General features: G+C 42.4%; 15 protein-coding genes. 1 reads left to right on the plus strand and 14 read right to left on the minus strand.

Translation table 11 applies throughout. From position 1 onward, the window contains the following. Positions 1-61 precede the first annotated feature (61 nt). The 5 genes from RAC86_RS26680 to RAC86_RS26700 all read right to left on the minus strand — a co-directional run bounded on the left by RAC86_RS26680 (position 62) and on the right by RAC86_RS26700 (position 4,261). Complete coding sequence (locus tag RAC86_RS26680) at positions 62-1,099, minus strand: NAD(P)H-dependent glycerol-3-phosphate dehydrogenase (protein ID WP_014114216.1); 1,038 nt, start codon at positions 1,097-1,099, stop codon at positions 62-64. Positions 1,100-1,116: 17 nt separating this feature from the next. Beyond that, complete coding sequence (der, locus tag RAC86_RS26685) at positions 1,117-2,427, minus strand: ribosome biogenesis GTPase Der (RefSeq protein ID WP_014114217.1); 1,311 nt, start codon at positions 2,425-2,427, stop codon at positions 1,117-1,119. A gap of 153 nt (positions 2,428-2,580) precedes the next feature. Then, positions 2,581-2,775: a capping complex subunit for YIEGIA gene (locus tag RAC86_RS26690; RefSeq protein ID WP_004398137.1), complete on the minus strand. Its 195-nt coding sequence runs from the start codon at positions 2,773-2,775 to the stop codon at positions 2,581-2,583. After that, on the minus strand, positions 2,772-3,665 hold the full coding sequence (locus RAC86_RS26695; protein WP_014114219.1) for a YIEGIA family protein: 894 nt from the start codon (positions 3,663-3,665) through the stop codon (positions 2,772-2,774). Before RAC86_RS26695 ends, RAC86_RS26690 begins: the two co-directional genes overlap by 4 nt. Next, entirely contained in the window at positions 3,662-4,261 is a 600-nt protein-coding gene (locus tag RAC86_RS26700) for a YphA family membrane protein (protein ID WP_061187629.1), read from the minus strand. Before RAC86_RS26700 ends, RAC86_RS26695 begins: the two co-directional genes overlap by 4 nt. A gap of 77 nt (positions 4,262-4,338) precedes the next feature. Between RAC86_RS26700 and RAC86_RS26705 the strand changes: the two genes are divergently transcribed. Then, complete coding sequence (locus RAC86_RS26705; RefSeq protein WP_003225499.1) at positions 4,339-4,470, plus strand: YpzI family protein; 132 nt, start codon at positions 4,339-4,341, stop codon at positions 4,468-4,470. A 42-nt stretch (positions 4,471-4,512) separates the two neighbouring features. Here the strand turns inward: RAC86_RS26705 and fni are convergent, their stop codons facing one another. The 9 genes from fni to RAC86_RS26750 all read right to left on the minus strand — a co-directional run bounded on the left by fni (position 4,513) and on the right by RAC86_RS26750 (position 12,880). Then, positions 4,513-5,562: a type 2 isopentenyl-diphosphate Delta-isomerase gene (fni, locus tag RAC86_RS26710; protein WP_061187821.1), complete on the minus strand. Its 1,050-nt coding sequence runs from the start codon at positions 5,560-5,562 to the stop codon at positions 4,513-4,515. 12 nt (positions 5,563-5,574) lie between these two features. Further along, entirely contained in the window at positions 5,575-6,723 is a 1,149-nt protein-coding gene (gene rpsA / locus RAC86_RS26715; RefSeq protein ID WP_003225495.1) for a 30S ribosomal protein S1, read from the minus strand. A gap of 234 nt (positions 6,724-6,957) precedes the next feature. Further along, entirely contained in the window at positions 6,958-7,632 is a 675-nt protein-coding gene (gene cmk, locus RAC86_RS26720) for a (d)CMP kinase (RefSeq protein ID WP_014114223.1), read from the minus strand. Positions 7,633-7,710: 78 nt separating this feature from the next. Continuing rightward, positions 7,711-7,887, minus strand: a complete 177-nt coding sequence (locus tag RAC86_RS26725; RefSeq protein ID WP_003225491.1) for a YpfB family protein — start codon at positions 7,885-7,887, stop codon at positions 7,711-7,713. Between the two features lie 44 nt (positions 7,888-7,931). Further along, positions 7,932-8,585 (minus strand): cyclic di-GMP receptor DgrA, encoded by a 654-nt coding sequence (dgrA, locus tag RAC86_RS26730; RefSeq protein WP_061187628.1) that lies wholly within the window; start codon positions 8,583-8,585, stop codon positions 7,932-7,934. 92 nt (positions 8,586-8,677) lie between these two features. After that, entirely contained in the window at positions 8,678-10,030 is a 1,353-nt protein-coding gene (gene ypeB, locus RAC86_RS26735) for a germination protein YpeB (protein WP_072566491.1), read from the minus strand. Positions 10,031-10,065: 35 nt separating this feature from the next. Next, a complete protein-coding gene (gene sleB / locus RAC86_RS26740) occupies positions 10,066-10,977 on the minus strand; it encodes a spore cortex-lytic enzyme (RefSeq protein ID WP_061187626.1) in 912 nt (303 codons plus the stop codon). A gap of 152 nt (positions 10,978-11,129) precedes the next feature. Next, positions 11,130-11,786 (minus strand): glutamic-type intramembrane protease PrsW, encoded by a 657-nt coding sequence (prsW, locus tag RAC86_RS26745; protein ID WP_003225483.1) that lies wholly within the window; start codon positions 11,784-11,786, stop codon positions 11,130-11,132. 119 nt (positions 11,787-11,905) lie between these two features. Continuing rightward, entirely contained in the window at positions 11,906-12,880 is a 975-nt protein-coding gene (locus RAC86_RS26750; protein ID WP_072566492.1) for a YpdA family putative bacillithiol disulfide reductase, read from the minus strand. Positions 12,881-12,917 lie beyond the last annotated feature (37 nt).

Consider the following 12,917-nt stretch of genomic DNA (forward strand, 5'->3'; position numbering starts at 1 on the left):
CCTTCTGTTTTTCGGGCTTTCGTTCAATTAAGATATGCGATCTCCCATACGATTGACACTTTTACTTCACTTGATTTTCAAACGTATTGACAAGATCCTCCATCTCGTGGGTTTTCCCTCTCGCCATTAAAGATTCAACAGCAGTTTCCACTTTTTGTCCGTTAAATAGAACTTGATGGAGTGCTTCTGTAATCGGCATTTTCACATCATATTTCTTCGAAAGCTGGTAAGCCGCTTTTGTTGTGCGGACACCTTCGACTACCATTCCCATCTCTTCAAGAACGTCTTCAAGCTTGTACCCTTTTCCGAGCAAATTGCCGGCACGCCAGTTTCTGGAATGAACACTTGTGCACGTCACAATCAGATCGCCTACTCCTGTCAATCCAGAAAACGTCAGGGGATTCCCGCCCATTTTCGTTCCGAGTCTCGCGATTTCAGCAAGTCCGCGTGTAATCAAAGCGGCTTTGGCATTGTCGCCATATCCTAAACCGTCTGTGATTCCTGCGGCAAGGGCAATAATATTTTTTAAAGCCCCGCCGATTTCAACGCCGATAATGTCAGGGTTTGTGTACACCCGGAAATTGTGATTAATAAATAAATCCTGCACCGCTTCTGCTGCCCTCATGCTCTTTGAAGATGAAGTAACGGTCGTTGGATGCCGCAGCCCCACTTCTTCCGCATGGCTCGGCCCCGAAAGGACAACAATATCTTTTCTGACATCGCTCGGGAGCTCGATTTCCATAATCTCAGAAATGCGCAGGAGTGAATCCGGCTCTATGCCCTTGCTGACATGAACAAAGACTGCCTTTTTCGTCATAAAAGGCACAGCCTGCCTCAGCACTTCCCGAATTGCTTTTGTCGGAACCGCAACGATAATGAAATCTGCGTCCGAAACAGCTTTCCCGATATTCGTTGTTGCCTCTATTGATTCTGGAAGCTTGACGTTCGGCAAATAATCCTTATTTTCATGCTGATCATTAATTTGATGAATCAGCTCTGCACGGTGCCCCCACATGGTTACATCGTGATGATTATCGGCTAACACTAAAGCCAATGCCGTCCCCCAGCTTCCCGCTCCGAGCATAGTGACTCTTTTCATATTTGCTTCACACCTTTTTATTTTCTAGCTCTTGCAAATATTTTGATTGGTGTCCCCTCAAAACCGAACGCATCTCTGATTCGGTTTTCTAAAAAGCGTTCGTACGAAAAATGCATCAATTCCGGATCGTTTACAAATACAACGAAGCTAGGTGGCTTCACCGACACTTGAGTCGCGTAATAAATCTTCAAGCGAGAACCGTTATGAGTCGGCGTCGGGTTCATTGCCACAGCATCCATGATGACATCATTTAAGACATTCGTTTGAACTCGAAGTGAATGGTTTTCGCTTGCTTTGATAATCGCAGGCATCAGCGTATGGATCCGTTTTGTCGTTAAGGCTGACATGAATAGGATTGGCGCATAATCAAGAAATTGAAAATGATCACGGATATTTTCTTCAAATTCTTTCATCGTGCTTTCATCTTTGTCAACAGCATCCCATTTGTTTACGACGATCACGACGGCCTTACCCGCTTCGTGTGCATAACCGGCGATACGCTTGTCCTGTTCAATAATGCCTTCTTCGCCATCCAGCACAACCGCAACGACTTCTGAGCGGTCAATTGCTTTCAGCGCGCGCAGCACACTGTACTTTTCAGTCGTTTCATAGACTTTCCCTTTTTTTCGCATACCGGCAGTATCGACAATGACAAACTCCTGCTGGTTGTACGTAAATGCCGTATCAACAGCATCTCTTGTCGTTCCTGCCACGTTGCTGACAATGACACGCTCTTCGCCGAGCATCGCATTCACAAGTGAGGATTTTCCGACATTCGGGCGTCCGATCAGGCAAAATTGAATAACTTCTTCATCATATTTCGTTTCAGGAATGTTTTTAAAATGCTCTGCAACGGCATCAAGTAAATCTCCTAATCCGAGTCCGTGTGTTCCCGAAATTGGATACGGCTCGCCAAAACCAAGCGAATAAAAATCATAAATATTCGCTCTCATTTCTGTGTTATCCAGTTTATTAACTGCCAAAACAACAGGCTTTTTCGTGCGGTACAAAATTTTTGCTACTTCTTCATCAGCAGCTGTTACGCCTTCACGGCCGTTCACCATAAAAATAATGACGTCCGCTTCATCCATGGCGATTTCAGCCTGCTGGCGAATTTGCGCTAAGAATGGCTCATCACCGATATCAATACCGCCAGTATCAATCAAATTAAAATCATAATTCAGCCATTCAGCCGAGCTGTATATCCGATCCCTTGTCACACCAGGGGTATCTTCTACTATTGAAATTCTTTCTCCCGCAATCCGATTAAAGATTGTGGATTTTCCTACATTTGGTCTCCCGACAATGGCTACGACAGGTTTACCCATAGTACCCTTCCTTTCGATCCAGCCGCTTTCATTTTTACATAAATTTTCAACCGGTTATTAAAATCATTTCATTCACTTTTATGAAAAGAAACCCTTCAGAGGAAGGGCTTAACTCATTTATTATATCAGTTTTTACTGGGATCACAACTATTCTTAGAAATGTTTCACGATCAAATACACGTCATCTCCAATTCTATGCGCTATTCCATCAAGGATCGCCTCAAGATTTTTAGCGAAAAGCTCCATCTCCTTTTGGTCATTGCAAAAAAAGACAGGCGCTCCCCCTGCAGCCCGGTTTCGGTTCGTCGTGATCACAGACAAAATCACTTTCGTGAGAGATTCGCTCATCCTATCACCTTATCCTGGTTCTTGATAAATTCTGTCGGCATTCTGATCGCGTTCTCCAAGGTTGGAACATTGCTGATGATCTGAACAGCCGTTTCGGGGTGGTTAATTTGCGGCAGAACAAAGACTGCTACTCTCCCGTCATTTAAATCACGTTTTGCAATGGGGGTCAGAGACGGCTCGCCTGAATCCCGATAAACCCCGAGCACATTGGAAACATCAAATAAAATCGCCTGACGCTGCCCTAAGTTGGCAATCGTCGCTGCTGAATTAAAGTTTTTTGGCGTTAAAATAAAGCCCATGCCATGCTTTAAAATCAGCTCTTGTTTCTCCGGAAGTCCGATATTCATCATATAAATATTATCAACAAACAGTCCCGGACCGTCAAAGTGAGGTTTTATGTACTCGATGTCGACAATATCCTTCAACACACTGCCCGACATAAATTTCATTGCCAGCAAAAAACAAACAACAGCCGCTAAGACTGCAGCCCATATGGATAAAAACACATACGCAGAGGTTGTTAAAAGCGCTGTAAAGATTACGATATAATTTCTGCTTTCAAACGCAATGGCAATTCCCTCAATATATGTGCTTCCCCTTGAGACAAGTTCATATGAATCCATTTGCGTCAGCGTGTTCCGCTCCATGTTTCGGACATCTCTAAATTGTGTCGCTGCCAACGTTAAAAATGTGATGGCCGTAAATTCCTCCTGCAAAAGTGCCGGCATAATAATTGCCCCTAAACCAGCCGCTATCAGCCCTAGTGCAATGTGAATCACTTTCCCATGAACATAGGTCGGATACTGGCGGTAATCCGTTTTGAGCATATAAAGCCTTGTCGCGACGCCGGCAATGACCCCAGCAATAATCGGATAGATGTAATCACTCATGACATTTTGGTAGCTCCTTTGTTTGATCTTTTGCTTTTTTGACCAATCTGGCTTGCGAGCTGTTCGTATTTGGATATGCCAAACAGCAATATCATGCCTGCAGAACAAGCATTCAGCCATTGAAAGCCGCCGACAGCCAAAGTCCCGGCCAACTTTTGAATCATAAATGAATACACCAGTTCGCCTTGGCACATCCCTAAGACAAATAAGGCAAGCTGCTTCTCGAAATTCCTTTCAACCGAAGCTGTCAAAAGCACTATTAATATAACAGCCGCCCACTCAGGTTTTATGATGAACCAAACCGGATCATATAATGCAAAAAGATAAACAAACGCATACCCGCCAACAAGCGTCAGAAAGACCATGAGATAACGAAAACGATACATTCCCAAATACCCGGCATAGACACACCCGCAGACGAAAAACATCATATAAGCAGCATTTAGGGTAAAATATAAAGTGATGTCATGTATGCTTAAAATAATATTAGTCAAAATAAAGACAGAGACGGCAAATCGTCTTTTCGTCTTTTCAAAAATAAAGGTTGTCAGGACCCACAAAAACCACATTGACCAATAGTAATAAAATTGTTCCATTTTGCTTCCTCCATACTCCCAGTATGGAGCCCAAGCGCATTTTTTAAACAATCCATCTCACATAAAGGAGCATGATCATGGGAAAAGACAGACAGGAGAAAAAACTCAAAGCTTCGGGCAGAGTCGAATCAGACCGCGACCAGTCCATTCACTATGACGGAGCGACAAGCCTTGAACAAAACGGAAGATTTAAAAAGAGAAAATCATAATACAAAAAGCCCAAAACTCATTAGGTTTTGGGCTTTTATCATTTATCTCATACCATAGCTGGACGTATCGATCCCTCTCTCTGTGAGCCAGTGATGAGTTTCACCTTTGATTACAAGAGGCGCCTTTTGCAAATCAGCAATCGTTCTGGCGCCCAGCACGGTCATAATCATTTTTAATTCCTCAAGGATCAGCTGAATCTCCTCAAGCAGTCCTTCCTCTCCGCTATCAGTCAACGCCTTTAAAAAGTGTCCTGCCATTCCGGTGCAAGAGGCCCCTAGCGCAATTGCCTTTGCCACATCAAGCGCACCCTGCAGGCCGCCGGAGGCAATCAGTGTGCTTGCAGGAAACGCAGAGCGGATTTCCGCCAAACTTGCAGCTGTCGAAATGCCCCATGAGTTAAAAAAAGTGATTTGCCGCTGCCTTCGGAGATTTTCGATTTTCGAAAAATTTGTACCCCCGTAGCCGCTAATATCAACAGCTGCAGCACCAGCTTCATACAGCTTCCCTGCTGACTCTTTGCTCATACCAAAGCCGACTTCTTTCACAATGACTGGTACACTGACCTGACTGCAAATTTGCTCAATGCGGTCCAGAGCGCCGCTAAAGCTTCTGTCCCCTTCTGGCATCACAATTTCCTGAATCACATTCAAGTGAATTTGCAGGGCATTTGCTTCAATCATATCAACTGCTTCCTTCGCCTGATCAGCTGTCGCCTCGCTTCCCAGGTTGGCAAAAATCAGTCCGTTTGGGTTTTCCTTTCGAACGATTTCATACGAAACACGCTCTGAGGGATCTTTTAATGCTGACATTTGTGATCCGACAGCAAGAGGTATTCCAGCTTGACGAGCCGCTCGTGCAAGCGATTTATTAATTTCATATGTAAGTTGTCCGCCGCCGCCAGTCATTGCATTGATAAAAATCGGCGAACTGCTTGAAAGTTCGCCGATTTTTGTGGAAATATCTACTTGTTCTAATGCAAGATCGGGCAGACTGACATGAACAAACGTAATATCATCAAGACCTGTTTCCCGCTTTTGACCGGTGGACAGGGCATGATTGATGTGTTGTCTTTTCCGTTCTGCTCGAGTCACGTTTATCACCAATTATTTTAGTTTATTCAGCTTATCTCCGATCAAGTCTCCAAGCTGGAAGCCAGTGCTTGTTTCTTCCTTCGCCTGATATTGACGGTAATCCTCTTGATCGGCTTTAGGTGCTTCTTCAAGTTCACGCATGCTTAATGAAATGCGCTCCTCATTTTCATTCACATCAAGAACCTTCACTTTTACAGTCTGTCCTTCTTCAAGGACTTCATGCGGCGTGCCGATGTGTTTATTGGAAATTTGAGAAATATGAACGAGACCTTCAACACCTGGAAGGATTTCAACAAAGGCACCGAAGCTGACAAGACGCTGTACAGTTCCTTCAAGCACATCGCCAGGCTTCACTTTCTCGCCGATTTGGCTCCACGGTCCAGGCAATGTATCTTTGATGGATAAAGAAATACGTTCATTATCACGGTCTACAGATAATACTTTCACTTTTACTTCTTGTCCCTCTTCAACAACATCAGACGGCTTCTCTACATGGGAGTGGGAAAGCTGTGAAATGTGTACAAGTCCGTCGATACCGCCGATATCAACAAATGCGCCAAAATCAGTCAGGCGCTGCACTTTGCCATCAAGTACACTTCCAACTTCAAGAGACTGAAGAAGTTCTTGTTTTTTATTCGCTTGTTCACTTTCAACAACTGCACGGTGTGAAAGGATGACGCGGTTTTTGTCACGGTCAAGCTCTACAACGAGCAGAGACAGTGTTTTCCCTTTATAGTCAGTGAAATCTTCAACGAAATGCGCTTCAACAAGTGATGCCGGAATAAAACCGCGAACGCCGATATCAACGACAAGACCGCCTTTCACGACATCTTTCACTTCAGCTTCAAACACTTCTTTTGTTTCAAATTTTTTCTCAAGGTCTTCCCAAGCGCGGTCTGCATCAACAGCACGTTTAGATAAAATCAAAGCATCGTCTTCCACTTTTGTTACTTTCAGGTCAAGCTCGTCGTCTACTTTAACAACATCCGATGCTTTCTCTACATGAAGACTTGATAATTCACTGATTGGAATAATGCCGGACTGTTTGACATTGATAATTTCAACATCCACATGTTTGTCCTCTACCTTTGTCACAATCCCTTTAACTACATCTCCAACCTCTGGCACTTGAACATCAATTTGATTCATTTCCTCTGTCATTTGAATAACCTCCTTGGTCCAAACCTACACAGCTTAATTAAAACGGTTTGAAAGCTGAACATATAAACATGCCCGCTTTTTAGCCGAATATGTATTAAAGAATCATCCAAAAAAGTTTTTTGAATGATCAATAAAAAGTTTTATTAGTATTAACTTCTAATAAAAGGACAGGTTTGTCAAGCAATAACATTCTTTCTTTGTTGAAAAATTCAAAAAAAGTGGCATTTGCCATAATCAGCGGGACTTTTGTTCCACCGCCTCGAGGATTTTATCAGCTACCTCTTGAATAGAAAGGGAGGTCGTGTCGATTTCAAGAGCGTCCTCTGCTTTGCGCAGCGGAGATACTTCACGCTCTGAATCAAGCTTATCTCTTCTTGCAATTTCCTCGATCAATGTTTCATAGTTGACATCGTAGCCTTTTTTCACATTCTCTTCATAACGGCGTTTCGCTCTCTCTTCAACAGATGCCAAAAGAAAAATTTTCACTTCTGCATTCGGCAGCACGTGAGTCCCGATATCACGTCCATCCATAACGACGCCGCCTTTTTCCCCAAGCTGCTGCTGGCGTTTCACCATTTCTTCTCTAACGCTTCTGTGCTTGGCCGCAATTGAAACTTGGTTGCTGACTTCGTCTGTTCTGATCGCCTCAGTTACATCGGTGCCGTTAACGAGCACTTTTTGTCCTTCTTTTGCTGTAATCAGTTCAATGTCTGTCCGCTTTAGCAGCTCAGCCAATTTTTCTTCATTTGTCAGATCAACGTTTTCTTGTAAAGCCGCGTACGTTATCGCCCGATACATCGCTCCTGTATCAATATATATGTACGATTTTTTCTCAGCCACAATTTTGGCAACGGTGCTTTTCCCCGCAGCTGCCGGGCCGTCAATTGCAATCGATAATTTCTTGTCCATAATTCCTCTCCTTGCTCTTTTCTCCTCTATGGATTGTATCACGAACTTTATGAAAAAGGGTGAAAAATTGATGAATAATTAATGTTTGAAGGTTTCAATCCTATTGTTCTCCTCCATTTTATCTACCCCTTCATATTGAATCACTTTTGATACATAAGGTTCAATATGCTGATAGTGAAAAAGAATCTGGACACCAAGTAAAATGATGGCCTGAATGAACAATAATTTAATCAGCAGCCGTTCAAATGTTTTCATCGGAGCACCTCCATCACAAATAGTATGGAAGTGTTTGCCGATGTTTATTCCATCCTTGCCTTTCTTCTCTTATTTAACTGGCGCCGGATGCAATATTGAAGCAGGAACTGCTGGTCACTTGCTGCGATTCCTGTATACTCAAGGGTCATTTTACGTTTCCCTGATTTCAGGTCCTCAAAAATTCGTCTGACAACAGCTTCTGTTTCTATTTGACGTGTGTTCTCCTCTTCAGAAAGACTGATAATAAGTCGCAATGATTCCCCGGATTGAAGAGAACGGCCTTCAGCTAAAATTACGGCGATGCCGCCTGCGCTGATGTTATAGGAAAGTGTGCAGAACTCTTCTTTATTTGTCGGCTGAATTAGCACATCCAATACCGCATCAGTTCTTACATACTGGCGGCGCTGGATTCGTTTCATTTTTTCACTGGGAGGCATTTCAAGACAGATCATTTGAAGTTTTTCCTTCACTTTACCTTTTATACGGCTTGTAAAACGGTAAGGAACTTCATCTTTGCCCACAAACTCTACCGTTACTTCCATATCGTTATGTAAAATCACAGTTCGCCCTGTAACTACATCAACCGGATATGCTATCAAAAGCTCATTGTTTTCGATGCTGACTGCCTTGCTCTTTGCTTTTTTTAATTCATTTTCTTCTATATATTCTAAAAGTACATTTTCTCCAATCCCTATCATTGACTTCACTCTTTCGTATTCAATATACTCGCTTTTTTATTAAAGCACGTAATGAAAAAAAGGAAAAGACATTTAGTCCTTTCCTCCTGTTTTTATAGGTCTTTATATATAGGTTCTGCATTTTTTAGTTTTTCAACCTTTTCTTCTGATCCGTCCTTGGCATTTATATACATTCTAAATGTGTCATTTTCAATTGTTCCGAGCATTTCATAGCATAATACTTCTTGGCCGAGTTCATTTGTAATCAAAGCAAGCCTTGTTTCTCTCACTTGTACATTTTTATTTAATTTAGATTTTGCTTCTGCTTCAGTAATAACCGGCTTTGGTATATCTCTTTTTCTATGGGCTGTTAGGAAGTCTCTTGCTGAAAACCCGACAACTTCACCGTCATCCAAGGCCACTTTCATACGAATCGCTTCCGGGTACATCCGGACTTTATTTTCAACAGGAACATATGAAAATACGCCGATTTTATCATATTGGGCACTTTCATCAATTTCCAAATCTTCTGTCTCATAACCGTTTTTCTTTAAAAAAGCGAGTGCACGGTTCGATCCGTCATTCAAACTGATTTTCTGATCTTTCACTTCTCTGTTTTGAATTAAATATACCGGATGCCCGCCCTTTTTCGTAATATCCATATAAATCGCTGCTTTATGGTCTGGGTCTTTCATGCTGATGCTATAAACGTCGCGATTTGTTTTTTTCCCGCTCTTTACTACTTTAATGGAATAATTATTATCCGGGGCAAAGCGCTCAGCAATTTGTTTTGCTTCCTGTTCGGAAATTTCTTTTCCCTTCAGATGGTCGAAGCCTTTCTCTTCTTTTTTTGTGCTGGTGAAACTCGGGCCAAGATCTGTTCCCGTGGAGAATGCACCAACATTCTTTTCAACAGTTTTAAAGCTGTTGATAATCGTATTATCACTTTGTTTTTCATCAGAAGCCAGCGCCATCTCCACGTCCATCCAGCGAAGGTTTTTGCTCATGACAAGGTGCTGAACATGACGCAGTTCATTTTGTATATCTTCGGACTGCTGATATAGTTTATTTAGTGATGTATACTCGTTTTTATCAAGCGGCTTTTGATCTAAATCTCTGACTGACGTTTTATAACTGAAATCCCCGATCTTTGATAATAGCTCTTCTGTTTTGTTAAAAGGCATTAATGTAAGCGGCAGCTGGCTGACGCTGTTATGAGCTTCAGATGTAATCCTCCACACATCTATCAATGCAGGTGACAGTGATTTTTGGCTGTTCATGGCAAGTGTTGTTCCGATTTTATCATGAAGCTGATCCATCTGATAGGTAAGTTCATGAAACGCCCGCTGATAGTTATTTTCAGCATGAAGAAGAACTGCGTCTTTTTCCTGGTGCTCTTTGTATCCCCAGTAGCCTGTACCGACTATTGCAATACCAAGCACGGCGATTAAAATTCCTCTGATCATTTATCACACCTCTTTTTATGCTTTCTCATGTCCTGCTACTCACAGAAAATGTGTTTACCGATTCTTTTAATCTGCGGACGTCCCCAAATCCAAGCACTTGTAGCCGTATCCGGGTTAAAGTAGTACAGCGCTTCCTCTGATGGGTCCCATCCATTGATGGCATCCAGCACTGCTTCTCTGGCCGTTTCATTCGGCTGCATGTAAATTTGACCGTCGGCTACTGCTGTGAAGGCTAGCGGCTCAAAAATAACCCCCGCTACAGAATTCGGAAATAACGGGCTGTTCAATCGGTTCAAAATGACTGCTGCAATGGCAACCTGTCCCTCGTACGGCTCGCCCCGGGCTTCACCATAAACTGCCTGAGAAAGGAGCCTGATATCATTGTTGGAAAATCCGCCAGGCATGTTAGCTGCGACCGCATCCTGTTTTCTTGCTTTTGCAGGTGTATTGTTTTGCTGTTTATTCGCTTTAGGCTGCTGCGTTGTTTTTTCCGCAGGCTGTTTCTGCCGCGCTTCTGCTTGTTGTCTTGCCTTTTGTGTTGCAGCTTTTGATGGTTTCGTCTGGTATTTCAGCGGAATTTTTCCGTAATGCGTAAAGGTATTCCCTTTATTAAGCTGTTCCATGACATATTCACGATAGTATTTAGATTTAGATATTAAGGTTTGCTTTGTTTTAGCCCCGACAAGGCCGTCAACCTCTTTTAACCCGAATTGATCCTGAAAGTTTCGAACTGCCCAGTACGTTCCCCATCCATAAACCCCGTCAATTTTTCCGTTGTAGTATCCGTTGTACTGAAGGCGCGCCTGGAGTTCGACCACATCATCCCCTGTTGCCCCTCTTTGAATGACCTGATTCGAAAAGGCAGAGATGGTTTCAGTATTGATAAACGTCGTGATTGTAAAGGAAAAAAGGATGAGACATGCCATAATCGATCCTTTGGACTTCATCTTTTCAAGCCTCCTACAGCAAATTTTTAAGTGTAATCGTATTTTCTGTAACGAGGTTATTTTTATACACTCTTTCCTTGTTATCCCTCAGAACATAAAATCTGTTTTGATAAATCAACACACAAAAAAGCCGCACGGTTGCTGTGCGGCTTCTATACTTGCATCATATTGACGGAACGGGCTTTTTTCGCTTTTCGCAAACCAAACCACCATAAAAATAACATAAATGGAAACATATAGTAAATCCAATTACTGAGTGCTGTCAGGATAAAGTCATACGATCCATGCAAAAGTGACGGGAGAGCTAAAGAAAGAATAAGCCACTTCACACGCGCCTTATCAGTGGAAAAACGGGCTTTCCCAAGGTAAAATCCCATAATAACGCCTATTAATGCATGGCATGAAACAGGCAGGAGCGCCCTGACAAACGCATGCTCCACACCGTGGCCAATTAAATAAAGAATATTTTCGAGGGTTGCAAAACCGAGCGACACACTTGCCCCGTATACAATCCCGTCATAATGCTCATCAAAGTGGGCGTGAGGGTAAACACTGACCATCAGAATAAACCATTTTAATGATTCCTCCAAAAACCCTGAAGATAAAAAAGAAACGAAAAAGCTTCCGCCTCCCACATTCTCTTTTTCAAGCACGTACTGGATAAACATAGTGGGAAATACAAGAACAACCCCTAGAAAAAACGACCGAAGCACCATATGTACAGGTTCATTATCATACTGATCTTTTAAATAAAAATAACTTAACAGCGCGATGCCGGGAGCAATTCCTGCAGAGATGATTGCAAACATCAGGCAACCTCTTTCCTTTATATTCCTAAGTCTATCCTACCATGTTGTTTATGATTTTACATCTGTCTGAACCTAAAAAAACAAAAAGAGCATACGAATTCATCATATGCTCCCCTTCTTTAATAATTTTCTCTTTTTGCGATTTCCGCTGCGATATGTCCTCCGTGAAATCTGCCGTTTTCAATAAATATTTCATTTGCATTGTTACCTGCAGCAATGACCCCGGCAATAAAAATACCCTTAACGTTCGTTTCCATCGTTTCTTCATTGAAAAAGGGGCGTCCTGTTTCTTTATCAATTTCAACACCCATTTTTTCAAGAAATTGATGGTCGGGATGATAGCCTGTCATGGCAAATACAAAATCATTTTTAATGGTAATAAGTTCCTTTTTATCTGTGCAGAATACCACTTCATCCTCGGTGATTTTTTCGACACTAGCGCCAAATTCCATACGGATTGTACCGTTTCTGACGAGCGCTTCAAATTCAGGCAGAATCCATGGCTTAATGCTTGGCGAATACTCCTTGCCCCTGTATAAAACTGTGACACGCGCTCCAGATTTCACGAGTTCAAGGGCGGCGTCTACGCTTGAATTTTTCCCGCCGATGACGACAACATCTTTATCAAAGTATGGGTGGCCTTCTTTAAAATAATGAAATACTTTTGGCAAATCCTCACCGGGTACGTTCATATAGTTTGGATGATCATAGTAGCCTGTTGCAATAATACAATATGGCGTCGTGTAGGTCCCTTTTGACGTCTCTATAACGAATGTATCGTTTTCCGCTTTCGTCACTTTATGCACCATCTCAAACGCATTTACACGGATGTTTTTCCTTTTGACGACTTCCCGGTAATACGACAAAGCCTGAATTCTGACAGGCTTTCTGTTTTCCGTAATAAATGCCACGTCTCCGATTTCAAGCTTTTCACTTGAGCTGAAAAAGGTTTGATGCGTCGGATAATTGTAAATACTGTTAACGACATTTCCTTTTTCGATGACGAGGGCATCAATGCCAATTTGTTTTAGGTGAATGGCAGCAGACAGTCCGCAAGGTCCTCCGCCTATAATTATTGCTTTTTCTTGAATCATTTCCGTCAACTCCTGCGATTGGCATTTCACTACATAT

The sequence above is a fragment of the Bacillus sp. LR_5 genome, assembly GCF_042709275.1.

Bases quoted from the DNA above. Each gene is read 5' to 3' on its own strand.
- RAC86_RS26690 (WP_004398137.1), bottom strand. From the start codon at position 2,775: ATGAGCGAATCTCTCACGAAAGTGATTTTGTCTGTGATCACGACGAAC.
- rpsA (WP_003225495.1), bottom strand. From the start codon at position 6,723: ATGACAGAGGAAATGAATCAAATTGATGTTCAAGTGCCAGAGGTTGGA.
- RAC86_RS26705 (WP_003225499.1), top strand. From the start codon at position 4,339: ATGGGAAAAGACAGACAGGAGAAAAAACTCAAAGCTTCGGGCAGAGTC.
- der (WP_014114217.1), bottom strand. From the start codon at position 2,427: ATGGGTAAACCTGTCGTAGCCATTGTCGGGAGACCAAATGTAGGAAAA.
- RAC86_RS26725 (WP_003225491.1), bottom strand. From the start codon at position 7,887: ATGAAAACATTTGAACGGCTGCTGATTAAATTATTGTTCATTCAGGCC.
- RAC86_RS26750 (WP_072566492.1), bottom strand. From the start codon at position 12,880: ATGATTCAAGAAAAAGCAATAATTATAGGCGGAGGACCTTGCGGACTG.
- ypeB (WP_072566491.1), bottom strand. From the start codon at position 10,030: ATGATCAGAGGAATTTTAATCGCCGTGCTTGGTATTGCAATAGTCGGT.
- RAC86_RS26700 (WP_061187629.1), bottom strand. From the start codon at position 4,261: ATGGAACAATTTTATTACTATTGGTCAATGTGGTTTTTGTGGGTCCTG.
- dgrA (WP_061187628.1), bottom strand. From the start codon at position 8,585: ATGATAGGGATTGGAGAAAATGTACTTTTAGAATATATAGAAGAAAAT.
- RAC86_RS26695 (WP_014114219.1), bottom strand. From the start codon at position 3,665: ATGAGTGATTACATCTATCCGATTATTGCTGGGGTCATTGCCGGCGTC.
- RAC86_RS26680 (WP_014114216.1), bottom strand. From the start codon at position 1,099: ATGAAAAGAGTCACTATGCTCGGAGCGGGAAGCTGGGGGACGGCATTG.
- sleB (WP_061187626.1), bottom strand. From the start codon at position 10,977: ATGAAGTCCAAAGGATCGATTATGGCATGTCTCATCCTTTTTTCCTTT.
- cmk (WP_014114223.1), bottom strand. From the start codon at position 7,632: ATGGACAAGAAATTATCGATTGCAATTGACGGCCCGGCAGCTGCGGGG.
- prsW (WP_003225483.1), bottom strand. From the start codon at position 11,786: ATGTTTGCAATCATCTCTGCAGGAATTGCTCCCGGCATCGCGCTGTTA.